The organism is Streptomyces sp. MMS24-W38, assembly GCF_059889265.1.
Window position 1 is genome coordinate 1,905,339 of record NZ_JCBCPP010000001.1, and the last position, 22,799, is coordinate 1,928,137.

Here is a 22,799-nt window from a genome sequence, read left to right on the forward strand (position 1 = left end):
CCGCGCGGTCAGGAAGCCTTGCACTTCGGCAGGTCCGCGGTGTCACCGGAGCCGAGGTCCTTCATCGCGGCGAGGGCGTCGTCGATGGTGTCCACCTTGATGAGGGTGAGGCCCTTGGGGATGTCCTCGGCGGCTGCCGCGCAGTTGTCCGCGGGCGTGAGGAAGTACTGGGCGCCCTTGGCGCGCGCACCGACCGTCTTCATCTCGATCCCGCCGATCGGCCCGACCTTGCCCGCGTCGTCGATCGTGCCGGTGCCGGCGACGAACGCGCCGCCGGTCAGGCTGCCCGGAGTGAGCTTGTCGTAGATGCCGAGCGCGAACATCAGACCGGCGCTCGGCCCGCCGACGTCGGCGAGCTTGATGTCGATGCTGAACGGGAAGGTGTGGTCGGTCCCGGCGGCGATTCCCACGATGGCGCGCTTGTCCCCCGCGTCGTCGGAGGCCGTGGTGGTGATCGTGACCTTCTCGGTCCGCGTCGGCGTCCGGTTCTCCTTCTCGGCGGCGGCCTGCTCCTTGGCGGGCACGATCGTGAATTCGACGTCGTCGCCGGGCTTGTGCTCGGTCACGAGCTCGGCGACATCGGCCGGTTTGCGCACCGCGCTGCCGTCGACGCTCTTGATCACGTCGCCGGCGTGCAGCTTGCCCTCGGCGGGGGATCCCTTGACGACACTGGCGACGATCACCCAGGACTTCACCGGGACGTCGAGTGCCTTCAGGGCCGCGACCTTGGCGCTCTCCTGGGACTGGCTGAACTCCTCGGCGTTCTCCTGGGTGGACTCCTCCTCCGTCTTGCCGTCGGGGTAGAGCGTGTCGTGCGGCACGACCTTGTTGTCGTGCGCGAGCCATCCGTAGACGGCCTCGACCAGGTTCATCCGGTAGTCGGCGCTCGTGACCCGCACCGTGGTCATGTTGAGGTGACCGTCGGTCGGATAGGTCTTGCGCCCTTCGATGTGCAGCACCGGCTCGCCGTCGTGATCGCCCAGAGTGTTCACCGTCGGCCCCGGGGACATCTCCGAGTACGGCACGGGAATGAACACACCCGCGCACAGGAGTGCGATCAGCATCAGGGTGGAGGCGAGCATCGTCGCGGTGCGGCGTGGCATGCACCGACAGTACGGGACAGGTCTGTCAGCGCACCGTCAGGGCCGCCCGTCCGGGCGGCCCTGACCTCGTCGTACGCCGGTGACCTGCGGTTTTCGGCCCCTCAGTCAGCCGACGGCCGGGGCTTCTCCATGGCCTCGCGGAAACGGGCGTACCCGACGAGCTCGGGGCCGTCGCTCCGCGCTCTGCGCGTGCGGTTGGCCCAGGTTCCCCACAGTCCCGCGCCGACCGCGGTCATAAACGGAATCAGCAACCAGGCAAGAACGGCCATGCCGACCTCCCAACCCCATGAGCGTCCGCGACTGACTGATCAGCAGATTAACCATCCGCAGTGACAACGCTCATACCCGGGGTCCGGTTACGCAACCGGAGCCCGGAGCGAGGACAGCTAGGACAGCTAGGACAGCTAGGACACGGAACGCCTCAGCAGGCCCCCACCCATTCCTCTGTTCCATCGGAGAACTTCTGGTGCTTCCAGATGGGCACCTCGTGCTTGAGGTCGTCGATCAGCTTCCGGCACGCCTCGAAGGCCTCGCCCCGGTGCGGGCACGACACGCCGACGACGACGGCCAGGTCCCCGACCCGAAGGTCCCCCACCCGGTGCACGGCGGCCAGCGCCCGCACGGGGTACTCGGCGGCGACCTTCTCGGCGATCCGCCGCATCTCGTCCTCGGCGCTCGGGTGGCACGAATATCCCAGCTCGTCGACGTCGGCCCCGCCGTCGTGATTGCGCACGGTACCCACGAACAGCGCCGTTCCGCCGGCCGCGTCATCGCCGACGGCCCGGAAGATCTCGTCCAGGGACAGTGGCGCGTCCCGGATCGCGATCAGCTTGATCGGATCCTGTGCCGCCTGCTCACCGGGGTGATCACTCGTGGATGCCATGCCCCCATCGTGCCCCACGCCCACGCCGACACGGAACAACTCCACTGCCCCGTTCACCCCGCATGCGCACTTAACAGGGTCTCCCGGCCGGCGGCTCCTGCCCCGTCCTCAGATCCGTCAGATCCGTCGGCGGGTTTTCCGCGCCCGCCGCACCACCGCGGCCGCGCCCAGCAGAGCCACCGTCGCTCCCGCGGCACCCGCCGCCGTCGCGTCCTTGCGGCCGAGCCGCCGCCCGGCGACCGTGTGCCGACCGGACACCTCCTCGAGCAACTCGGCGAGCACCTCCTCGTTGGTGTAGGTGGGCCGCCACCCCGCGTCGTGCAGCCGGCTCCCGCTGACCACCCAGGGGTGCATCGTGTACGCCAGGTCCCCGGCCGGGGACGGGGTCAGCCCGATCCGGTGCAGCCGTGCCGCCGCGCCCAGCGCGATCGCCGACGGCAGCTCCATCCGCCGGATGCCGCTGAGCTCCTCGACCTCCTCCTGCTCCAGCCATCCGTCGCACCCGACGGCCAGCTCACCGTCGACCTCTTCCCGGACCGCGTACTCCAGGGCGCTGCACAGATCATCGACGTGGCAGAACTGCCACGCGGGCCGCGAGCCGGCCACCACGAGCAGCCGCGGGGACTCGAAGTACCTGGTCAGTGCGGTGTCGGTGCCTCCCACCAGCACAGCGGGCCGTACCACCGTGACGTTGAGACCGGGGTGCGCGCGGGGCGCCCTGCGCGCGAGCCGCTCGATCTCCAGGAGGTCGCCCACGCCGGTGGCCTCGGCCGTGGCCCGCAGTTCCGCGTCCTCGGACAGCGGCAGCTCGTTGTCCGGGAGCGCCCCGTAGACCATCGTCGAGGTGCACAGCACCACCCGGCGCACCCCGGCCGCCGCGGCGGCCGTCAGCACGGTCTGCGTCCCACGGACGTTGTAGGCCGTTCGGGCGGCGGCGTCGGTCTCCAGGTCGAGGTCGAGTGCCAGATGGACCACGACATCGGCCCCGCGCAGCTTGTCCGCGATGGCGGGATCCCGTACGTCCAGGATGTGCCAGTGCGCCTCGGCGCACTGGCCGCGGCGCTCGTCGATGGCGATGACCTGCTTGATCTCCTCCGAGGCGGCGAGTCGCTCGGTGAGCAGCGCGCCGACACCGGCCGCGGCGCCGGTGACCGCGACGACGGGCCCGCGTGGGGACGACGGGTGGGTCGACTGGTTTCGCGCTGCGCGAACCTGCGGATCTGGGGAACTCACCGGGCGTCTCCAGCGGTTGTCTTCAGTACGAGCGCATGCGAAGCATGTGTACCAGGTGGCATCCATCCTGCCGCAGGCCTTCTGTCGGCGAAGCATCGAGGCCCGAACCGCTTCAGGTGTCTACGCTGGGTGGTGTTGTCGGGCAACCGTGCCGCCGGAAAGAACCGGTGGCCCTACCAGCCGAGGAATCCCGTGAGTGACACCCCATTCGGATTCGGCCTTCCGCCGGAGGAGCCGGACGACGGCGACGAGGGCAAGAAGAAGGACCCGCAGAGCGGCGGTGGTCAGGACCCGGCCAACCCGTTCGGTTTCGGCATGCCCGGGGTCGGCGGCTTCGGCGGCCCCGGCGCCGACAATCCGTTCGCCGCGATGTTCGGTTCCCTGAACCCCAACGACCTGGGCGCCGCGTTCCAGCAGCTCGGACAGATGCTCTCCTACGAGGGCGGTCCGGTGAACTGGGACATGGCCAAGCAGATCGCCCGCCAGACGGTCTCCCAGGGCACCTCGGACGGCACGAAGGACGCCAGCGTCGGCCCCGCCGAGCGCAGGGCCGTCGACGACGCCGTCCGTCTGGCCGACCTGTGGCTGGACGACGCCACCTCGCTGCCGTCCGGTGCGGCCTCCTCGGTGGCGTGGAGCCGCGCGGAGTGGGTCGAGGCGACCCTGCCGGCGTGGCGGGAGCTCGTCGACCCGGTCGCCGAGCGCGTCGGGGCCGCCATGGGCGACGTGCTGCCGGAGGAGATGCAGGCCATGGCGGGCCCGCTGATCGGCATGATGCGCTCGATGGGCGGCGCCATGTTCGGCACGCAGATCGGCCAGGCCGTCGGCGTGCTGGCCGGTGAGGTCGTCGGCTCCTCCGACATCGGCCTGCCGCTCGGCCCGGCCGGCAAGGCCGCGCTGCTGCCGGTGAACATCGCGGCCTTCGGCAAGGACCTGGGCGTCCCGCAGGAGGAGGTGCGGCTGTATCTCGCCCTGCGCGAGGCCGCCCACCAGCGCCTGTTCGCCCACGTGCCGTGGCTGCGCTCGCACCTGTTCGGCGCGGTCGACGGCTACGCGCGCGGCATCAAGGTCGACACCGCCAAGCTGGAGGACGTCGTCGGCCAGTTCGACCCGCAGAACCCGGAGCAACTGCAGGAGGCTCTCCAGCAGGGCATGTTCCAGCCGGAGGACACCCCGCAGCAGAAGGCCGCCCTGGCCCGTCTCGAGACGGCGCTGGCCCTCGTCGAGGGCTGGGTGGACGCCGTGGTGCACGCGGCGGCGAAGCCCCGGCTGTCGTCCGCGGACGCACTGCGCGAGACGCTGCGCCGCCGTCGCGCCTCGGGCGGCCCCGCGGAGCAGACGTTCGCCACGCTGATCGGTCTGGAGCTGCGCCCGCGTCGGCTGCGCGACGCCTCGCGCCTGTGGGCCTCGCTCACCGACGCGCGCGGGGTCGACGGCCGGGATGCCCTGTGGGCCCACCCGGACATGCTGCCGACGGCCACCGACCTGGACGATCCGGACGGTTTCGTGCACCGCGAGCAGATCGATTTCTCCGAGCTGGACAAGATGCTCGGTGAGGCGGCCGGCAAGACCGACCTCAGGAAGAAGGACGAGGACACGGACACCGGCGAGGGCAAGGGCGACGGCACCGAGTGAGCCTGTACGACGACACGGTTCTCGTGCTCAAGGGGTACGAGAACCAGCCGGAACTCCGCCAGGCCTACCTCGACCACCTCGCCGCGCACCAGGACGGCATGTGGAAGGCCTGCGACGCCGGCCACATCACCGCGAGCGCCCTGGTCATCGATCCGGGGCGCGGTCGGGTGCTGCTGACCCTGCACCGGAAGCTGCGGATGTGGCTGCAGATGGGCGGTCACTGTGAGCCGGGTGACGCTTCACTCGCGGCTGCGGCTCTGCGGGAGGCCACCGAGGAGTCGGGCATCGCGGGGCTGACACTCCTGAAGGGCGGGCCGGTGCGTCTGGACCGGCATGCGATCCCGCCGCCCTGCCACTGGCACTTCGACGTCCAGTACGCGGCCGTGGCGTCCCCGGACGCCGCACACGCCATCAGCGACGAGTCGCTCGATCTGCGCTGGTTTCCGTACGACGAGGTGGCGGACGTGGCCGACGCCTCGGTCGTCCGCCTGCTGGAAGCGACCCGGACGAGACTGGGCGTCTGACGCACAGGCGCGCACGGGATGAGCGCTGTGCGAAGAGCGCACGCGTGGTGGGGGCAACAGCCACGGGCGGTCGCCCCCACCTCTGTCCTGGCCAACGGCTCAGCTCCAGACGTTGCCCTGGTTCTGTCCACGGGCACCCTGCTGGCCCATGCCGTACTGTGCGGCGAGGCCGGAGCCGATCTGGGCGTTCTGCGGCGGCAGCAGCTCGCTGGGCTGGACGAGTGCGAAGCCGCTGCCCATGAAGCTGAGCTCCCAGCCCTCACCGGTGCTCCCGCGGCGCCGCCACACCCCGGAGGAGTGGGTCTGGGCCTGCAGTTGCACGCGCAGCCCCGTGGACCAGGCGACGATCGCGTCGGCGTCGCAGCTGACGTACTTGTCCGGCGTCACCTGCATCAGCAGCGGCATGCCGGAGGTCATCAGCGCGACCTTGCCCTGGCCGGTGATGTTGAGCTGGTACTTCCCGGAGCCGGAGATGCCGTACAGGCTGTCGACGGCGATGACCTCGTGGTGCAGCGAGGAGTCCATCGCGAGCACATAGCTGCTGTCGACGGTCAGCCCCTCGTGGTCCACGTCCATGAGATGGACGTGCTGGGCGAGGTTGGCGAGGTAGACCGTACCCTGCCCGTGGCAGCGCATCAGGTCCAGTCCCTCACTGGTGCGCGCACGGCTGTGTGCCTGACCGCTGCTCTGGTACTCGGCGTCGAACTCGACGAGTCCCTGATAGGCGATCATGCTGCCCTTGCGGGCGAGGATGTCGTCGTGACCTTCCAGGGCGACCCGGAGCATCTGCTTGTTCTGCAGGCTCCAGCGTTCCTGGGTCTGCTGGTCGTTGTAGGCGAAAAGCGGGCTCTGCATGGTGTGGTTGCTCCCCCTCAGCCCCGGACCCGGAGACGGTCGGTGCTGTCCTCACTGGGCTGGACGACGACGATGCCCTGACCGGAGAACGCCATCTGGTAGGCCTCGCCGCTGCCGCGGCCGATCAGCGATTGTGCCCGGAAGCTGCGCTTGCCCTTCACCTTGAGGTTCGGGGACCAGGCGACCAGGGCGTCCGGGTCGACGTACGTCTCGTCCTCGCCACCGCCGCAGTCGACGACGATCGGCTTGCCCCGGGAGGTCAGCGCGACCCAGCCCTGCCCGGAGATCCTGGTGTTCCACAGGCCCTGCCCGGCGAACTTCGCCAGGCCCTTCACCCGCTCCACGCCCCAGGACAGGTGGGCGTCGAAGGCGAGCAGGTTGGTGGCGTTGACGGAGATGCCGTCGCCGTTGAGGTTGATCACGACGACGTTCGCACCGTAGTCGGCGAGGTAGAGCAGGCCGTCGCCGGAGCACTTCATCAGCGGCGCGCCCTCCCCGGTCATCCAGTCCCGCGCGATCTGGCGCACGGCCGACGGGTTGGGCTCGTACTGGACGAACCCTTCATAGGCGACCATGGACCCCACGCGCGCGAAGAGGTCGTTGCCGGTCTGCATGGCGACCTTCAGCATGTGGTTGCCGTGGTTCTCCATGCGCGCGGTGACGGGGGCGGGGGCGTAGCCCGCGAGTGGCTGGTTCATGACGGGCTCCCTCAGATCTCGTACGGCTGGACGACGATGAAGTTGCCGGGCGCTCCCCGGAACTGGAGGTTGACGCCCTCCCCGGTGTCGCCGGGGTAGGAGTTGCGGCGCATTCGCACCTGGCTGGAGACGATCACCTGGGAGGCGGCCGACCAGGCGACCACGGCGTTGCAGTCGGCGAACGTGGTGGGCGTCACCGGCAGCACCACGGGCACACCGTGCGTCTTCACGACGATGGTGCCGGTCCCCTGGAACTGCATCGTGAACAACGCGCCACCGGGAATGCCGTGCCCCTCGATGCGGCGGACCTCGTACTGGAGGCCCTCGTCGAAGGCGAGGACGTTCTCGGCGGAGACGCACACGGCGTCGCCCTGGAGCTCGATCGGGTGCAGCATCGTGGCGTCCTCGGCGAAGAACACCTGGCCCTGGCCCGTGCAGCGCATCAGCTGCATCTCCTGGCCGGTCGCGTTACCCACGATCCGGCCGGTGAACCCCGCGCCCTTGTAACTGAAGTCGACCTTGCCCTGGTAGAGGACCATGCTGCCCTGCCGGGCCAGCACGGGCTGACCGCCGATGCCGAGGTCGACGCGGACGAGCTTCCGGTTCTGCTGGGTCCAGCGCTGCCCGGTGGGCGTCTCCTTGAACATCTGGAGCGCGCCGAGCACACCCGGGGTCTGCGGTGCGCCCTGGGCAGTGCCCTGCGGTGCCCCGTAGGGCGCCTGCGGGCCGGGCATCTGACCCGGCATCTGCCCCGGCAGTCCGGGCGGCGGCGGCTGGCCGTAGCCGGGTGGGGGTGTCGGATGACCGTAACCGGGCGGCGGGGCGGGAGCCTGCGGTGCCTGCGGCTGTGCGCCGTAACCAGGTGGCGGCGGGGCGCTCGGAGCGGGCGGACCGGGTGGCGGTGGCTGCTGGCCGGGCCGACCGAAGGGCGCGGGCGCCGGGGCCGGAGGCGGCACCGGGGAGCCGCCGGGCGGAGTGTTCAGGGGCGCGACGATCGTCTGCGCGGCGTGCACCGACGGCGCCGGAGCCGGTGGCGGGGTGGCGCCGGGGGGAGAGACGAAGCCCTGTGCCGCGGGCTGAGGGGCCGGCGCGGGGGCGGGAGCGGGGGTTTCGGGGACGGCGAACGCGGGCGGCGCGAAACCGGGGGCGCCGCCCGCCTGCGGCTGCTGCGGGGCGGCGGACTCCTCCTCCGCCACCTCACCGCCGAAGTTCTTCAGCAGCGCTTCGAGCCCGCCGTCGAAGCCCTGCCCGACGGCGGCGAACCGCCACACGTCCTTGAAGTAGAAGTCGCCCAGCATCACCGCCCGCTCGGTGGAGAACTCAGAGCCGTCGAAGGGGTAGCGGGCCACTTCCTCGCCGCCCGCGACGATGCGGATGTATCCGGGACCGATCTGGGACATCTGCCCGACGCCGTCGAGCGTCGCCGTGAAGGACAGCTTCTTGATCTGCTGTGGGATCCGATCCAGCGTCACCCGGAAGGATTCCGTGTCGCCCGCCTGCGCACCCAGGAGCTGAAGGGACTCCTCGGGAGACTTCGGCTGGTTGAAGAAGACGAAGTACCGGTCGTCCGAGAGCCGTTCGTCGGCGTCGAGACCGAAGCAGCTGATGTCGAAGGTGAGCCCGGGGCCGGAGATCTGCACGCCGACGTACAGGTCCGTGCCAGCGGTGAGATCACTGATCCTGGCCTTGTGGCCGCGTTGGAATTCCCTGGCCATGCGTACGACCGTCCCCCATCCCGAATGTGAGTGCGTCGCGCCAGGCTAACGGCAAACCCGGACAACCGACGAAGTCGGTACAGACCCGGTACACAACACGCGCGTGCCCCTACGGCATGCTCGCTTCGGACGGCGTTCCCTCGTCGCGGGTACCGGGCAGATGCGGCAGCCGCTCGGCCGCGACCACGCCTTCGAGGTAGCCCCGGGCCCGTTCCGTCTTCGGATACGCCTCCAGCAGACGCCAGAAACGGGGCCCGTGACCGGGCACCAGCAGATGTGCCAGCTCGTGGCAGAGGACGTAGTCGACGACGTACTCGGGCATGCCCTGCAGCCGGTGCGACAGGCGGATGCTGCCCTCGGACGGCGTGCACGAGCCCCAGCGCGTGTTCTGGTTGGTCACCCACCGCACGGAGCGGGGCAGGGCCCGCCCGTCGAAGTACTGGACCGACAGCCGCTCGGCCCTCTCGGCCAGTTCGGTGTGCCCGAGTGTCCGCCTGCTCTCCTGGGCGGCCAGCTTGTCAAGCATGACGTTCACCCAGCGCTGCTCCTCCGCCTCGGACATCCGGGCAGGAATGAGCACGACGGTGCGATCGCCCTCGCGGTACGCGGACACCGTTCTGCGTCGGCGGGAACTCCGGCGGACCTCGATCGCGCTCGCCCGTGAGCCGTTCATCGCCTGGCTCGTCGTGCTGCGCTGTGGTGGGGCGGCGCGGTGCGGTGGGTCGGCGGGCACGCCCCGACGTTACCCGCTGTCCACGGGGAAGTCCCGGTTCCGGGACGCTTCGATGTCGATCCCCCCACCATGCGCAGGATTCATAGGATCATTCTCCCCTTCTGTGGACAACTTTCCGCACACTTCTCCAAAACGGTGCATGCTGGCACTCGTCGACCACCCCACGAGCGGGTTCAGCCGTACTGGGCTCCAGCGGTACCGGGCAGCGCAGTTCATCGGTACCGCGACGGGTTCGGTGACACAAGGCACTACGGCACTACAGCACTACGGCAGCGATCAAGGGCATACGGGGGACCTGGCATGCATCCGATGGTGAAACCCGCGCTCCGGCGCGGATGGCGCGACCTCAACACCGTGCAGTTCGGGATGACACCCGCGCACGCGTTGACCCTGGGGCCGGTGGACACGGCGACGGGCAGCTTCCTCGACCTGCTCGACGGCACCCGCGGGCTCGATCACCTGCGTGAGGAAGGCCGGCGCATGGATCTGCCCGACGGCCATGTCGACCGGCTCATGACCAGACTGTCGCGGGCCGGGCTCCTGGACGACTCCCGGGGCGGCGGTCCGGCCGCCGACGCCCTGCGCGAGAAGCGGGAGGTCCTCGACCGGCTGCGCCCCGATCTGGCCTCGCTGACCCTGACCACCTCCGCACCGGGCGACGCGCTCGGGCGACTCGCCGCGCGCCGCGGCGCGCGGGTGCAGGTGAGGGGCGCGGGCCGGGTGGGCGCGATGCTGGCGGCACTGCTGTCGGGAGCCGGTGTGGGCGAGGTCGACGTGCGCGACATCGGGCAGGTCGAGCCCTGGGACGTCGCACCGGGCGGCCTGCCCGCCGAAGCCGTCGGCGACCGCAGGGACGAGGCGGCCCGCCGCGCCGTACGCCGCGCCGCGCCGGACCGACCGCGGCACCGTACCGCCCGGTCGCCGTCCGAGGGGGGCGATCCCGGGTTCTCCCTGGTGATCCTCGCTCCCCGGGACGATGTCGCCGTGCACGCACCCGACCCGTCGGGGGCCGAGCCCCTGGTGGCCTCCGGAACACCCCATCTCCATGCGGGCGTGACGGAGGGGACCGGTGTCGTCGGACCGCTCGTCCTGCCCGGTGAGACGGCCTGCGCGGGCTGTCTCCACGGGGACCGGACCGATCGGGACCCGACCTGGCCCCGTATGGTCGCCCAGTGGCGCTCCGGGCGGCAGCGCCGGGTGGGAGCCTGCGACATGGCTCTGGCCGCGACCGTGGCCGGACTGGCCGGCGCCCACGCGTTGGCTCACCTGGACGGCCATGTTCCGTCCAGTGCCGGCACCCGTTGGGAGGCGTCCCTCCCAGGTCTGCACTGGCATGCGCGGCCGGTCCGGGCGCGTCCCGGGTGCCCGTGCGGGGCGGCGGAGGGGGACGCGGTGAAAAGCATGTCGGAACACACCTCCGAGTACGGCCGGGCGCACGAGACAATGGCCTCGCAAGGGCCGTCGAAAAAGTCGTGCCGTATGGCGGACGCGGAGCGGTCGGCAAGGACTTGGAGGGCGCATGTCTGATCTTCCCCGGAAGGCGGTCACCCGGACCGCCAAGCTGGCCGCGCTCCCGCTCGGCTTCGCCGGGCGGGCGACCTGGGGGCTCGGCAAGCGGATCGTGGGCGAGTCCGCGGAGATCGTCGGCCGGGAGCTGCAGCAGCGCACCGCGGAACAGCTGTTCAAGGTGCTCGGCGAACTCAAGGGCGGCGCGATGAAGTTCGGCCAGGCCCTGTCGGTCTTCGAGTCGGCCCTGCCGGAGGACATCGCCGGGCCCTACCGCGCGGCGCTGACGAAGCTTCAGGAGGCGGCCCCACCCATGCCGACCCGCACCGTGCACGCGGTGCTGGAGGAACGGCTCGGCGAGGGCTGGCACGACCTGTTCCTCGAGTTCGAGGACAAGCCGGCCGCTGCGGCCTCGATCGGCCAGGTCCACCGGGGAGTGTGGCACGACGGCCGCGAGGTGGCGGTCAAGGTCCAGTACCCGGGCGCCGGCGAAGCCCTGCTGTCCGACCTGAACCAGCTGAGCCGGTTCGCCCGCCTGCTCGGCCCGCTCGTCCCCGGTGTGGACGTCAAGCCACTGATCACGGAGCTGAAGGACCGGGTCTCGGAGGAACTGGACTACGCCCTGGAGGCCCGGGCCCAGCAGGCCCACGCCGAGGAGTTCGCGGACGACCCCGACGTCGTCGTACCGGCAGTGGTCCACCAACGCGAGCAGGTGCTGGTCACCGAGTGGATGGACGGCGTACCACTGTCGGAGATCATTTCGGACGGCACGGAAGAGCAGCGCGACCGGGCCGGTCAGCTCCTGGCCCGCTTCCTGTTCTCCGGCCCGGCCCGCACCGGGCTGCTGCACGCCGATCCGCATCCGGGCAACTTCCGTCTGCTTCCCGGCGGTCCGGACGGTGAGGACGACTGGCGTCTCGGCGTACTGGACTTCGGCACGGTCGACCGTCTCCCGGGCGGGTTGCCCCACCCCATCGGCGAGGCCCTGCGGATGACACTGGACGGCGAGGCGGAGGCCGTCTACCGGATGCTGTGCGCGGAGGGTTTCGTCAGGGAGACCATCGAGCTGGATCCCGACGCGGTCCTCGAGTACCTCCTGCCGATCATCGAACCGGCGCGGGTCGAGGCGTTCACCTTCACCCGTGGCTGGATGCGCGGCCAGGCCGCACGCATCGGCGACCCCCGCTCCCCCGCCTACCAACTGGCCAAGCAGCTCAACCTCCCTCCGGCGTATCTGCTGATACACCGGGTGACCCTGAGCACGATCGGTGTGCTGTGCCAGTTGGGCGGGACGGTACGGCTCCGCGATGAACTGCAGGAGTGGCTGCCGGGATTCCTCCCGGAGGAACCGGAACTGGAGGAACCGGAACTGGACGCGGAGAACCTGGCGAACACGGAGAGCGCGGTGGAGGCGGCGGAAGCGGAAAGCGCGGGGGCCCCGGCTGAGGAGAAGTCGGCGGCTCAGGCGTGAGACGCGCGGGCCGCGCCCGCCGTCGCGGCCCGCTCGGTGCAACGCACCGCGGGGGCCGGTCCGTTCGGCACGGACCGGCCCCCGCGGTGGAGAGAGACCGCCGGGTCAGCCGGATCGGAGGAACCGGCTGATCAGCAGAATCGCTACTGCACGGCTACTGCATGACGGCCATGGCGAGCGCGCGGCGGGCGCGCCGGGAGGCACGCTCGGCGCGGCGCTGCATCCGGCGAGCGGTCACCAGGCGTACAGCCTGGCGCTCCCGCTCGGCCTCATGCAGCCGCTCGTGCATATGCGCACGGGCCAGGGCTTCTGGGATGAGTTGCATCTCACGGGTCCTGTTCTGGCGCGAGTCGTTCGCGCCGCTGGTGGTGAAGTCTTCGGTCGCGGAGCCTGCGGGCTCGTCGGCGGTCGGCATCATCGGGGCCTGCTTCTGCGGGTTGTGCGTGAGGGGGTGGTCGATCGTTCCTGGGATGTTCATGCCGTGACCGGGTTCTTGCGCGGACGGCCACGCGGCCGCTTCCGGGCGACGACAACGCCCTGGACGAACAGCTCCCCGCCCCAGACACCCCACGGCTCACGCCGCTCCTTGGCCCCGGCGAGGCAGGCCTCCATCAGGGGGCAGGTACGGCAGAGGGACTTGGCGTACTCCACGTCCGCCGGGGACTCGGCGAAGAAGACCTCCGGGTCGTAGGAACGGCACGGGACGGGCACGCCGAGGTTCTCGATGGCGTCGTCGAGCGCGGTGAGCGCGATGAGCGGAGTCAAGGTCGGGTCCTCCGTGGAGCCAGGCTTGGGGATCGTGTCGGAAGGCGGTACGGACGGGGCGTGCGCTTCGAGTTGCACGGTTCGTCTTCCTCGTCTGTTCGTTCCGGCCGGTGGGCCGGGTGGCGGCTGGTACCGGGTTCTTGTCTTGTCCCGAGGCGCTTCGGTCCGTCGTCCCCGTTCGGGGACAAACAGAAGGGCCGCGGATCCCGGATGGGGTTCCGCGGCCCTGAAGGCGCCGGCCTGATCGAATCAGGCTGGATGACTCCAGGGTTCTGGCCCACGGAAGGCCCACATCAGGTGGTGCTGCGTCGTCGTCTGCTTCCGGAATCCGGCACCGGCCGCCGCAAAGGCATAGGCCTGCGCCTGTGCCTCTACCGCTTCCAGTGCCTTGATCGGTCGCTCATCGCGCTCACGGAGGACAAGGCCCGCGGGAGCAACGAAGGACGCCGGACGTGCGGCAGGGATGCCGGACAGACCAGTGCCCTGATGCGAGGCGCCGAGCATGCACAGGGAGACGGCCGAGCGATCGGTCATTTTGACGACGGAGCTGGTGTTGATGCTGATCACAGGACTCGCCTCCTCTCGGCGTATCAGGGGACCGGGGTCAACCGGTCCGGCGAATATGCAAGTACAACACGGACCCAGGGCCTGTGAGAAGGCCGCCGTTCCCGTGCCTAAGAACCTATGGGGCTTCCCGGGGCATGCGCAAACTATTTTCTCGACGAGTTGGAATCAGTCCTGATCCTTGCCATGCGCCCCGTCCCCGCCTGCGCATATGGCCAGTACGTCGGCTCCGTAGCGCCCCAGCTTGCGCATCCCCACCCCGGGGATGCGGGCGAGTCCCGCCGCGTCCTCGGGGACCGCCTCGGCGATGGCCATCAGCGTCTTGTCCGTGAAGACGCAGAAGGCCGGCTGTCCGCTGCGCCGCGCCTGCTCGCCGCGCCAGTCGTACAGCCGCTCGTAGAGGCCCTCGTCCATGTCCGAGGGGCAGTCCTCACAGCGCATCAGCTTCATCTCGCCCGCGTCCGTCAGGGTGCGGCCGCAGACCCGGCACCGGGCAGGGCTGCGCTGCCCGCGCCGGGGGCCCGGCGCCGCGAAGGGGGACGCGGCCGCCCCGGACACACCACGCTCCACACCTCCCGCTCCCCCCGCACCACCCCGGCCGACCGCGGCCGCCGAGCCGGAGCGCAACCCGTCGAGGAAGCGGCTGGCCCGACGGTTCGCCCTCCCGCCGGGCGAACGGGAGAGTGCCCAGGAGACATGGAGACGCTCGCGCGCCCGGGTGACACCGACATAGAGGAGCCGACGCTCCTCCTCGATCTGCTCGTCGGTCTTTGCGTAGGTGATCGGCATCATCCCCTCGGCGACACCGACCAGGAAGACGACGTCCCACTCCAGACCCTTGGCCGAGTGCAGCGAGGCGAGCGTGACTCCCTCCACGGTCGGGGCGTGCTGGGCACCGGCCCGCTCGTCGAGTTCGGCGACGAGATCGGCGAGGGTCGCACCCGGTCTCGCGGCAGCGAAGTCCTGGGCGAGGTTCACCAGAGCGGCCAACGACTCCCAGCGCTCCCGCACCACACCCGAGCCCGCCGGCGGCTGGGCCGTCCAGCCCTGGCCGGACAGCACGGCACGTACCTGGGAGGGCAGGTCGACGGCATCGTCGAGGAGACTGTCGTTACCGCCGAAACGGGCCGCCCCACGCAGGGCGACACCCGCCCTGCGCACCTCCGGACGGTCGAAGAAACGCTCGGCACCACGCAGCTGGTACGGCACCGAGGCGTCCGCGAGGGCCTGCTCGTAGGTCTCGGACTGGGAGTTCGTGCGGAACAGCACGGCGATCCCACTGGCCCGGACACCCGCGTCGATCAGTTCGCGGATCCGGCGCGCGGTGCCCTCGGCCTCAGCGGGTTCGTCGGGGTACTCGGTGAAGACCGGCTCGGGTCCCGGACCGCGCTGGGAGACCAGTTCCAGCCGGTGGTCGGCGGCACGGCCACGCGCCTGGGCGAGCAGACCGTTGGCGAGGTGGACGACCTGGGGGGTGGAACGGTAGTCACGGACCAGTTTCACGACGGTGGCACCGGGATGCCTGGTGCGGAAGTCGAGCAGGTGGTCGGGCGTTGCGCCCGTGAACGAGTAGATCGTCTGGCTGGCGTCACCGACCACGCACAGGTTCTCCCGGTCGCCGAGCCAGAGCTCCAGCAGCCGCTGCTGGAGCGGGCTGACGTCCTGGTACTCGTCGACGACGAAGTGCTGGTACTGGGCGCGGACCTGTTCGGCGATGTCCCGCCGGTCCTGCAGGACGGCCACGGTGAGCAGCAGCACGTCCTCGAAGTCGATGACCCCGCGCTCCCGCTTGAGGTCCTCGTAGGCGGCGTAGAGCTGCGCGATCTCGGCGGGATCGCGAGGCGCCTCACGCGCGGCCTTGGCCGCGGCGGGCGGGTAGTCGGCCGGGACGGTCTGGGTGACCTTGGACCACTCGATCTCGGCGGTGACGTCCCGCAGCTCGCCCCGGTCGAGTCGGATGCGGCAGGCGGCGGCCGCGTCGGCGACGAGCTGGATCTTCCGGTCGACCAGCCGGGGCAGGGAACCACCGACCGCTTTCGGCCAGAAGTACTGGAGCTGGCGGAGCGCCGCCGAGTGGAAGGTGCGGGCCTGGACCCCGGCGGCGCCGAGCTGGCGCAGCCGGCCGCGCATCTCCCCGGCGGCGCGGTTGGTGAAGGTGACGGCGAGCACGCTGGAGGGCTGGAGGATGCCGGCGCGCACCCCGTAGGCGATCCGGTGGGTGATCGCTCTGGTCTTGCCGGTACCGGCGCCCGCCAGCACACACACCGGGCCGTGCAGGGCGGTGGCCACCTCGCGCTGCTCGGGGTCGAGCCCTTCGAGCACCGCGTCGGCCGAGTCCGGTACCTGCGGGAAGAGAGGGGAGGGCGTTGCTGCTGTCACACCGCCATGCTGCCAGGTCACCGGAGACGGATGAGCCGGGTTGTCCACAGGCAGTGCCTCGCGGTCGTACTGATACGACGCGGATCCCACCAGGAGGAAGGGGGTGTGCCGGATCGGGCGCTGGGCGGACCCCGCCGCAGGGGAATGCCTGCGCTTTCAAGTACGTTCCTCCCACATCGAGGACTTCCCCGAGCAGCCGAAGGAGCACAAGAGACATGCCGGGCACTGTGACGATGTACAGCACCACGTGGTGCGGTTACTGCCGCCGCCTGAAGGGCCAGATGGACCGCGAGGGCATCGCGTACACCGAGATCAACATCGAGCAGGACCCGGACTCCGCCGCCTTCGTGGAGAAGGCGAACGGTGGAAATCAGACAGTTCCGACTGTGCTCTTCCCGGACGGCTCGACGCTCACCAACCCGTCGTTGGCGCAGGTGAAGCAGAAGGTCGGCGGCTGAGCGAACGGCTCACCGGAAGCGGGGTGGGCGTCCCCGGTCGAGGGACGCCCACCCCGCTTCCGTGTGTCAGAAGGCGCTGCGGGTCGGAAGGGGCTTGCCGTACCAGCGCTCGATCAGGCGGGCCGCGATCGAGATGCCGTAGGGCGGGAGCACCTCGCCGGACTCGAAGGCGGCGCCCAGTTCCTCCCGGGAGAACCAGCGGGCCTCGTGGATCTCGTCGCCGTCGACGGTGATGTCGGTCGAGGTGGCGCGGGCGACGAAGCCCAGCATGAGGCTGGAGGGGAAGGGCCAGGGCTGGCTGGCGATGTACTCGACCTCGCCGACGCTGATGCCGACCTCCTCGTGGACCTCACGGCGCACCGACTGCTCGATGGCCTCGCCCGGCTCGACGAATCCGGCGAGTGTCGAGAAGCGGCCCTCGGGCCAGTGGACCTGGCGGCCGAGCAGGATGCGGTCGTGCTGGTCGACGACGGACATGATCACGGCGGGGTCGGTGCGCGGATAGTGCTCGGCGCCGCAGGCGGGGCAACGGCGGATGTGGCCGGCCGCGGCGATGACGGTGCGCTCGCCGCAGCGGGAGCAGAAGCGGTGCAGGCGCTGCCAGTTCTCCAGGGCGACCGCGTGCACCATCAGGCCCGCGTCGCGTGGTGACAGGAACAGGCCCGCCTCGCGCAGTCCGGCCGGGCGGGCGGAGTCGTCCATGCGGCCGGGCAGGGAGTCCTTCTGGAGGGCGAAGTAGCTGACGCCGTCCTCGTCGGTGCCGAGGAAATAGCGGTGTGCTTCGGTGAGCGGCGCCTCGAAGGAGGGTGTCATGACGAGTTCGGTGCGGCCGTCCGCCGTCTCGTCGATGAGGACCTGGCCGCCGGAGACCACGAAGCAGCGTGTCGAGGGGTGGCTCCAGGCCGCCGCGAGCCATGCTTCGTCGAGCCGGTGGTGGGCGGCGCGGTTGATGCCGCTCGGGGCGGTGAGCGAGACGGGGCGGTCGGCGATGTGGTCGGTCCTGGTGGTCACGGGTGCTTCCAACTCCCCCGGTGAAACGGATTGGGTCGGCGGTTGGTTCGGCGGGACGTACGGCGGGAGGCGACCGGGTCCGGCGGCACGCCCGGCGACGGGGGGCGCTTCCAGTGTGCCCCGTCGCGGGCGCCCGGGGCCGGGCGGCCCCGGGGCGTTCAGGGCACGTGCCGCCAGTGCTCGGCGAGGTCGCCCCAGAGGTGTGCGGTGGTCTCGACGCCCTTGAGGAGGAGGTCCAGTTCGACCTTCTCGTCGGGGGCGTGCCATCCGTCGGACGGGACGGAGATGCCGAGGAAGAGCACCGGTGCGCCGAGGACGTCCTGGAGGTCGGCGGCCGGTCCGGAACCGCCTTCGCGGGTGAAGCGGACGGGTTTGCCGAAGGCGCGGCCCATGGCACGGGCCACGGACTCGAGGGCGGGGTGGTCGAGCGGGGTCAGGCACGGGCGGGTGGCGGGGCGGAAGGTGATCTCGCAGCGGATGCCCTCGGGGATCTGCCCCGCCGTCCAGTCGCGGACGGTTTTCTCGATGTGGTCGGGGTCCTGGCCGGCGACCAGCCGGAAGGACAGTTTGACCATCGCCGAGGACGGGATGATCGTCTTGCTGCCGGGGCCCTGGTAACCGCCGCCGATGCCGTTGACCTCGGCGGTGGGGCGGGCCCAGACGCGCTCCAGGGTGCTGAATCCGGCCTCGCCGTGAGTGCCGTGCGACTTGGCGGTGCGCAGCCACTCCCGCTCGTCGAAGGGGAGCTCGGCGAAGAGCTCGCGTTCGCGGTCGGTGAGCTCGACGACGCCGTCGTAGAAGCCGGGGATCGCCACGCGCGCGTGTTCGTCGTGCAGGGCGGCGACCAGGCGGGCGACGGCGGTGGCCGGGTTGGGCACCGCGCCGCCGAAGGAACCGGAGTGGATGTCCTGGTCCGGACCGTGCAGCCGGATCTCGCACTCGGCGAGGCCGCGCATGCCGGTGCACACGGTGGGGGTGTCCTCGGACCACATGCCGGTGTCGGAGACGATCACCGCGTCGGCGGCGAGCCGGTCGGCGTGCTGCTCGACGAGTGCCCGGAAGTGGGGTGAGCCGGATTCCTCCTCGCCCTCGATCAGCAGCTTCAGGTGCACGGCGGGGGTGGTGCGGCCGGTCGTGGCGAGGTGGGTCCGCACCCCGAGGGTGTGGAAGAACACCTGGCCCTTGTCGTCGGCCGCCCCGCGCGCGTAGAGGCGGTTGTCCCGTACGACGGGTTCGAAGGGCTCGCTGCGCCAGCCGTCCTCGCGGGCGGCGGGCTGCACGTCGTGGTGGCCGTAGACCAGCACGGTGGGTGCCCCGGGGTCGTCCGAGGGCCATTCGGCGTAGACGGCGGGGGCGCCCGGGGTGGGCCAGACCTCGGCGGTCGGGAAGCCGGTCTCGGCGAGTTTGGCGGCGAGCCAGTCGGCGCTGCGGCGCACGTCGGGCGCGTGATCGGGCTGGGCCGACACCGAAGGGATGCGCAGCCACTCGACGAGGTCGTCGAGGAAGGCGGCGCGGTGCTGCTCGATGTACGTACGGACGGCGCTGACGGCACTGTCAACGGGCTGGCTCATGGTCTCGAGCCTATCGGCCCGCGGAGGTGTCCTCGGAGTGCGGTATCTCACCGGACGGTTCCTCCAGCAGCAGCCGCTCCAGCGCTTCGCGGTCCGGCAGCGCGTCGGGGCGTACGACCTCACCGGTGCGTACGTACAGGAAGGCGGCGGTGACCGACTCCAGGGGTACGCCCTGCTTCTCGGCCCAGGCGATGCGGTAGACGGCGAGCTGGAGGGGGTCGGCGGTGCGGTTGCGGTGGGTCTTCCAGTCGACGATCTCGTACGTCGTCCCGTCGCCGGCGCTGCTTCTCTTTCCTCCGTCGCCCTTTTCTCCGTCGCCCTTTTCTCCGTCGCCCTGCCGGTAGACGGCGTCGATGCGGCCGCGTACGACGCGGCCGGCGATCGCCAGCTGGAAGGGGGCCTCCACGCGGTAGGGCGTGCGCCGGGCGTACTCGGTGCGTTCGAAGGCGTCCTTGAGGGCCGCGAGGTCGTGTTCGTCGGCGATCTCGGCTTCGCTGCCGGGAAGCTCGTCGGGTTCGAGCATGGGCAGCGTCAGTTCTTCGAAGCGGGTCTCGACCCAGGCGTGGAAGCGGGTGCCGCGGCGCGCGGCGGGCTGCGGTGGGCGGGGCATGGGGCGGGCCAGTTCCTGGGCGAAGCCGTCCGGGTCGGCGGCCAGGCGCAGCAGCTGGGACGTGGTCAGCGACGCGGGCAGCGGGACCTCGGTGACGCTGTCGCGGGCGCGCAGCAGTTCGCCGGTGAGGGCGTCGAGGTCGCGGTCCCAGGAGGCGACGGTACGGGCTTCCTCGGGAGTGAGCCGAGGCGTGGCGGGCTCCGGAGGGGGCGCCTGGTGCGGGATCCGGAGCGGGACGGTGGGCCGGCCGTCGTCAGGACGGCCGTCGGTGGTGGGGCGGTCGGTGGTCCAGGAGTCCCAGTCGCCCGGGTCGTCGTCCGCGAAGGGGCCGCCCTCCTCGGGCGGGAGGTACTCGTCGTCCGGTGGCGGGGGCCAGTCCGGGTCGGCGTACGTGTCGGGAGCGTGTACGGCCGTGGGGTGGTCGTCCGGGTCGCCGGCGAGGCCTTCCAGGTGGGCCAGGACGGTCTCGGCGGCGGCGCGGCGGCGGGCGAGGGCGTCGTCGTCCAGCGGGAGGGGCCATGCCTGGTCCTGGGTCGCCCGGTGCAGGGCGGGGTTCTCCTCGTCCTCGGCGGGCTCGTCCGCCCAGGCCTCGATCTCGCCGTGCCCGGCGGCACAGTGGTCGTGGAGGGCCCGCAGGAAGGCGGACGGTCCACGCGGTTTCTTCTGCGAGGGCCCCCACCAGTGGCCGGAGCCGAGCAGCAGCGAGCGGGGGCGGGTGAAGGTGACGTAGCCGAGGCGGAGTTCCTCGGTGTGCTGGTGCTCCTTCATGGCGTCGTGGAAGGCCTTCAGGCCCCTGGAGTCCCAGGACTCGACATCGGGCAGGGTGTCGGCGTCGCCGCGCAGCCCGTGGGGCAGCACCTTGCCCTGTGCGGTCCACTTCTCGCGGCCCTGGCCGCTGGGGAACGTACCGGTGACCAGTCCGGGAACGGCCACGACGTCCCACTCCAGGCCCTTGGACTTGTGGGCGGTGAGCACCTTGACGGTGTTCTCGCCGCCCGGCAGCGCGTTGTCGAGGCCCTTCTCGTACTGGGCGGCGGTGCGCAGGAAGCCGAGGAAGGCGAGCAGGGTCGCCTCGCCGTCCCCGGCGGCGAAGGAGGCGGCGACGTCGAGGAAGTTGGACAGGGTCTCGCGGCGGCGGGCGGCGAGGGCGTGCGGGGACGCCGACAGTTCGATCTCCAGGCCCGTGACGGCGAGGACGCGGTGCAGGACGTCCATCAGCGGGTCGGCCAGGGATCGGCGCAGGTCGCGCAGTTCGGTGGCCAGCCGGGCGAACCGCACGCGCGCGTCCGGTGAGAAGGGCAGCCCGTCGTCGCCCTGCCCGTCCAGGGGCGTCTCCAGGAACGTGTCGAGGGCGTCGGCGAGTGAGATCACTTCGGCCGGGTCGACCCCTTCGACGGCTGCGGCGAGGCGGCGGTCGGGGTCGTCCTCGCCGTCCACGCGCGCGTGGGACACGAGCAGTCGCGCGCGGCGGCCGAGCAGGGCGAGGTCGCGGGGTCCGATGCGCCAGCGCGGGCCGATCAGCAGGCGGACCAGGGAGGCGTTGGCCCCGGGGTCCTGGAGGACCTCGCAGACGGCGACCAGGTCGGCGATCTCGGGCAGGTGCAGCAGCCCGGACAGGCCGACGACCTCCACGGGTACGTCCCGGGCGACGAGGGCGCCCTGGATCTCGGCGAAGTCGGTCGCCGTGCGGCACAGGACGGCGATCTCGCCGGGTGCCTTCCCGGTGCGTACGAGGTGGGCGATGGAGTCGGCGATCCAGTCGAGTTCCTCGGCGTGGGTGCTCAGCAGGGCGCAGCGGACGGTGCCGTCGCGTTCGGCTCCCGGCGCCGGACGGAGGGCTTCCACGCCCGCGTGCATGGCCCGCAGGGGGTCGGCGAGGCCATTGGCGAGGTCCAGCAGGCGGCCGCCGCTGCGGCGGTTCTCGCTGAGCGACTGGCGGGTGGCGGGGCTGCCGTCGGTCCGGGCGAAGTGCTCGGGGAAGTCGTCGAGGTTGGCGACGGAGGCGCCGCGCCAGCCGTAGATCGCCTGGCAGGGGTCGCCGACGGCGGTCACCGGGTGGCCGGTGCCGCCGCCGAACAGGCCGGCCAGCAGGACGCGCTGGGCGACCGAGGTGTCCTGGTACTCGTCGAGGAGGACCACGCGGAACTCGTCGCGCAGGACGCGGCCCACTTCGGGGATCCGGGCGAGCCGGGCCGAGAGGGCGATCTGGTCGCCGAAGTCGAGCAGGTCACGTTCGCGTTTGGCGGTCCGGTAGCGCAGTACGAGGTCGGCGAGTTCACACCGTGCGGCGGCCGCTTCGGGCACTTTGCGCAGGTCGGCGTTGGTGAGCCTGGTGTTCTCCAGGGTGCGCAGCAGCTCGGTGTCGTGGTCGCGCAGGTCCTCGGGCCGCACGAGGTGTTCGGAGAGTTCGCCGTCGAGGGTGAGGAGGTCGCCGACCAGGTCGGGGAAGGAGCGGGTCAGCGCCGGGTAGGGGCCGGGAGCCTCGCGCAGCACCCGCGCGGCGAGCTGGTAGCGGGTCGCGTCGGCGAGGAGGCGGGAGGTCGGTTCGAGGCCGATGCGCAGCCCGTGGTCGGCCAGGAGGCGGCCCGCGAAGGCGTGGTAGGTGGAGATCACCGGTTCGCCCGGCGGGTTGTCCGGGTCCCACTGGGAGGGGCCGGCGCGAAGCGCCGTCGTCGAGGGGTGGTGGTCGGGCGACGGGAGGGGGTCGGGGTCGGTGACGCCGGCCTTGATCAGTGCCTTGCGGACGCGTTCGGCGAGTTCGCCGGCGGCCTTGTTGGTGAAGGTGAGGCCGAGCACCTGCTCCGGGGCGACCTGGCCGGTGCCGACCAGCCACACCACGCGTGCCGCCATCACCGTCGTCTTGCCCGAGCCGGCTCCGGCCACGATCACCTGGGGAGCGGGCGGCGCGACGATGCAGGCCGTCTGCTCCGGGGTGAAGGGGATGCCGAGGAGTTCCCTGAGCTGATCGGGGTCGGTGATGGGTGCGGGCACATCGCAGAGGCTAACGGCGATCGCCGACACCCGGGGCCGGACGGCGCTCCGGAAGCGGAGAACCGCGGGCCGTCACGGGCGGCGCGATGCGTGA

19 protein-coding genes and 1 pseudogene are annotated in these 22,799 nt (G+C 71.2%); 5 read left to right on the forward strand and 15 right to left on the reverse strand.

Annotated features, from left to right (window positions below; all coding sequences use genetic code 11):
• Positions 1-8: 8 nt before the first annotated feature.
• The 4 genes from AC6F7H_RS07345 to AC6F7H_RS07360 all read right to left on the reverse strand — a co-directional run bounded on the left by AC6F7H_RS07345 (position 9) and on the right by AC6F7H_RS07360 (position 3,219).
• Positions 9-1,103, reverse strand: a complete 1,095-nt coding sequence (locus AC6F7H_RS07345) for a YlbL family protein (RefSeq protein WP_500756003.1) — start codon at positions 1,101-1,103, stop codon at positions 9-11.
• 101 nt (positions 1,104-1,204) lie between these two features.
• Positions 1,205-1,372, reverse strand: coding sequence for a hypothetical protein (locus tag AC6F7H_RS07350; protein WP_500756004.1), 168 nt, complete (start codon positions 1,370-1,372; stop codon positions 1,205-1,207).
• 152 nt (positions 1,373-1,524) lie between these two features.
• The gene (locus AC6F7H_RS07355; protein ID WP_500756006.1) at positions 1,525-1,986 is read right to left on the reverse strand and encodes a molybdenum cofactor biosynthesis protein MoaE; all 462 of its coding nucleotides are present in this window, start codon (positions 1,984-1,986) and stop codon (positions 1,525-1,527) included.
• Between the two features lie 117 nt (positions 1,987-2,103).
• Positions 2,104-3,219, reverse strand: coding sequence for an SDR family oxidoreductase (locus AC6F7H_RS07360; protein WP_500756008.1), 1,116 nt, complete (start codon positions 3,217-3,219; stop codon positions 2,104-2,106).
• A 192-nt stretch (positions 3,220-3,411) separates the two neighbouring features.
• On the opposite strand from AC6F7H_RS07360, the gene AC6F7H_RS07365 reads away from it, so the two are divergent.
• Both AC6F7H_RS07365 and AC6F7H_RS07370 read left to right on the forward strand, forming a co-directional pair.
• The gene (locus AC6F7H_RS07365; RefSeq protein WP_500756010.1) at positions 3,412-4,854 is read left to right on the forward strand and encodes a zinc-dependent metalloprotease; all 1,443 of its coding nucleotides are present in this window, start codon (positions 3,412-3,414) and stop codon (positions 4,852-4,854) included.
• Entirely contained in the window at positions 4,851-5,378 is a 528-nt protein-coding gene (locus tag AC6F7H_RS07370) for an NUDIX hydrolase (protein WP_500756012.1), read from the forward strand. Before AC6F7H_RS07365 ends, AC6F7H_RS07370 begins: the two co-directional genes overlap by 4 nt.
• A 99-nt stretch (positions 5,379-5,477) precedes the next feature.
• Here AC6F7H_RS07370 and AC6F7H_RS07375 read toward each other — a convergent pair whose 3' ends face one another.
• The 4 genes from AC6F7H_RS07375 to AC6F7H_RS07390 form a co-directional block, all read right to left on the reverse strand.
• Complete coding sequence (locus AC6F7H_RS07375; RefSeq protein WP_500756014.1) at positions 5,478-6,233, reverse strand: AIM24 family protein; 756 nt, start codon at positions 6,231-6,233, stop codon at positions 5,478-5,480.
• 17 nt (positions 6,234-6,250) lie between these two features.
• Entirely contained in the window at positions 6,251-6,931 is a 681-nt protein-coding gene (locus AC6F7H_RS07380; protein ID WP_109376910.1) for an AIM24 family protein, read from the reverse strand.
• An 11-nt stretch (positions 6,932-6,942) separates the two neighbouring features.
• A complete protein-coding gene (locus AC6F7H_RS07385; RefSeq protein ID WP_500756015.1) occupies positions 6,943-8,646 on the reverse strand; it encodes a TerD family protein in 1,704 nt (567 codons plus the stop codon).
• Positions 8,647-8,755: 109 nt separating this feature from the next.
• On the reverse strand, positions 8,756-9,379 hold the full coding sequence (locus AC6F7H_RS07390) for a M48 metallopeptidase family protein (RefSeq protein ID WP_500756017.1): 624 nt from the start codon (positions 9,377-9,379) through the stop codon (positions 8,756-8,758).
• Positions 9,380-9,679: 300 nt separating this feature from the next.
• Here AC6F7H_RS07390 and AC6F7H_RS07395 point away from each other — a divergent pair, with 300 nt between their 5' ends.
• Positions 9,680-10,906: a ThiF family adenylyltransferase gene (locus AC6F7H_RS07395; RefSeq protein ID WP_500756018.1), complete on the forward strand. Its 1,227-nt coding sequence runs from the start codon at positions 9,680-9,682 to the stop codon at positions 10,904-10,906.
• Entirely contained in the window at positions 10,899-12,356 is a 1,458-nt protein-coding gene (locus AC6F7H_RS07400) for an ABC1 kinase family protein (RefSeq protein WP_500756019.1), read from the forward strand. Before AC6F7H_RS07395 ends, AC6F7H_RS07400 begins: the two co-directional genes overlap by 8 nt.
• A gap of 154 nt (positions 12,357-12,510) precedes the next feature.
• Here AC6F7H_RS07400 and AC6F7H_RS07405 read toward each other — a convergent pair whose 3' ends face one another.
• The 4 genes and pseudogenes from AC6F7H_RS07405 to AC6F7H_RS07420 all read right to left on the reverse strand — a co-directional run bounded on the left by AC6F7H_RS07405 (position 12,511) and on the right by AC6F7H_RS07420 (position 16,149).
• Entirely contained in the window at positions 12,511-12,834 is a 324-nt protein-coding gene (locus AC6F7H_RS07405; protein WP_500756020.1) for a putative WhiB-interacting protein, read from the reverse strand.
• On the reverse strand, positions 12,831-13,199 hold the full coding sequence (locus tag AC6F7H_RS07410; protein WP_109376904.1) for a WhiB family transcriptional regulator: 369 nt from the start codon (positions 13,197-13,199) through the stop codon (positions 12,831-12,833). The genes AC6F7H_RS07405 and AC6F7H_RS07410 overlap by 4 nt, the downstream gene beginning before the upstream one ends.
• A gap of 171 nt (positions 13,200-13,370) precedes the next feature.
• On the reverse strand, positions 13,371-13,688 hold the full coding sequence (locus tag AC6F7H_RS07415) for a hypothetical protein (protein ID WP_500756021.1): 318 nt from the start codon (positions 13,686-13,688) through the stop codon (positions 13,371-13,373).
• Between the two features lie 165 nt (positions 13,689-13,853).
• A pseudogene (locus tag AC6F7H_RS07420) lies at positions 13,854-16,149 on the reverse strand (ATP-dependent DNA helicase UvrD2).
• 130 nt (positions 16,150-16,279) lie between these two features.
• On the opposite strand from AC6F7H_RS07420, the gene AC6F7H_RS07425 reads away from it, so the two are divergent.
• Entirely contained in the window at positions 16,280-16,522 is a 243-nt protein-coding gene (locus AC6F7H_RS07425; protein WP_109376902.1) for a mycoredoxin, read from the forward strand.
• A gap of 66 nt (positions 16,523-16,588) precedes the next feature.
• On the opposite strand, the gene nudC is transcribed toward AC6F7H_RS07425, so the two are convergent.
• The 3 genes from nudC to AC6F7H_RS07440 all read right to left on the reverse strand — a co-directional run bounded on the left by nudC (position 16,589) and on the right by AC6F7H_RS07440 (position 22,705).
• Positions 16,589-17,533 carry an NAD(+) diphosphatase gene (gene nudC, locus AC6F7H_RS07430; protein ID WP_500756022.1) on the reverse strand — a complete coding sequence of 315 codons (945 nt, stop codon included), beginning with the start codon at positions 17,531-17,533 and terminating at the stop codon, positions 16,589-16,591.
• 158 nt (positions 17,534-17,691) lie between these two features.
• A complete protein-coding gene (locus AC6F7H_RS07435) occupies positions 17,692-19,104 on the reverse strand; it encodes a dipeptidase (protein ID WP_500756023.1) in 1,413 nt (470 codons plus the stop codon).
• 10 nt (positions 19,105-19,114) lie between these two features.
• Entirely contained in the window at positions 19,115-22,705 is a 3,591-nt protein-coding gene (locus AC6F7H_RS07440; protein WP_500756024.1) for an ATP-dependent helicase, read from the reverse strand.
• Positions 22,706-22,799 lie beyond the last annotated feature (94 nt).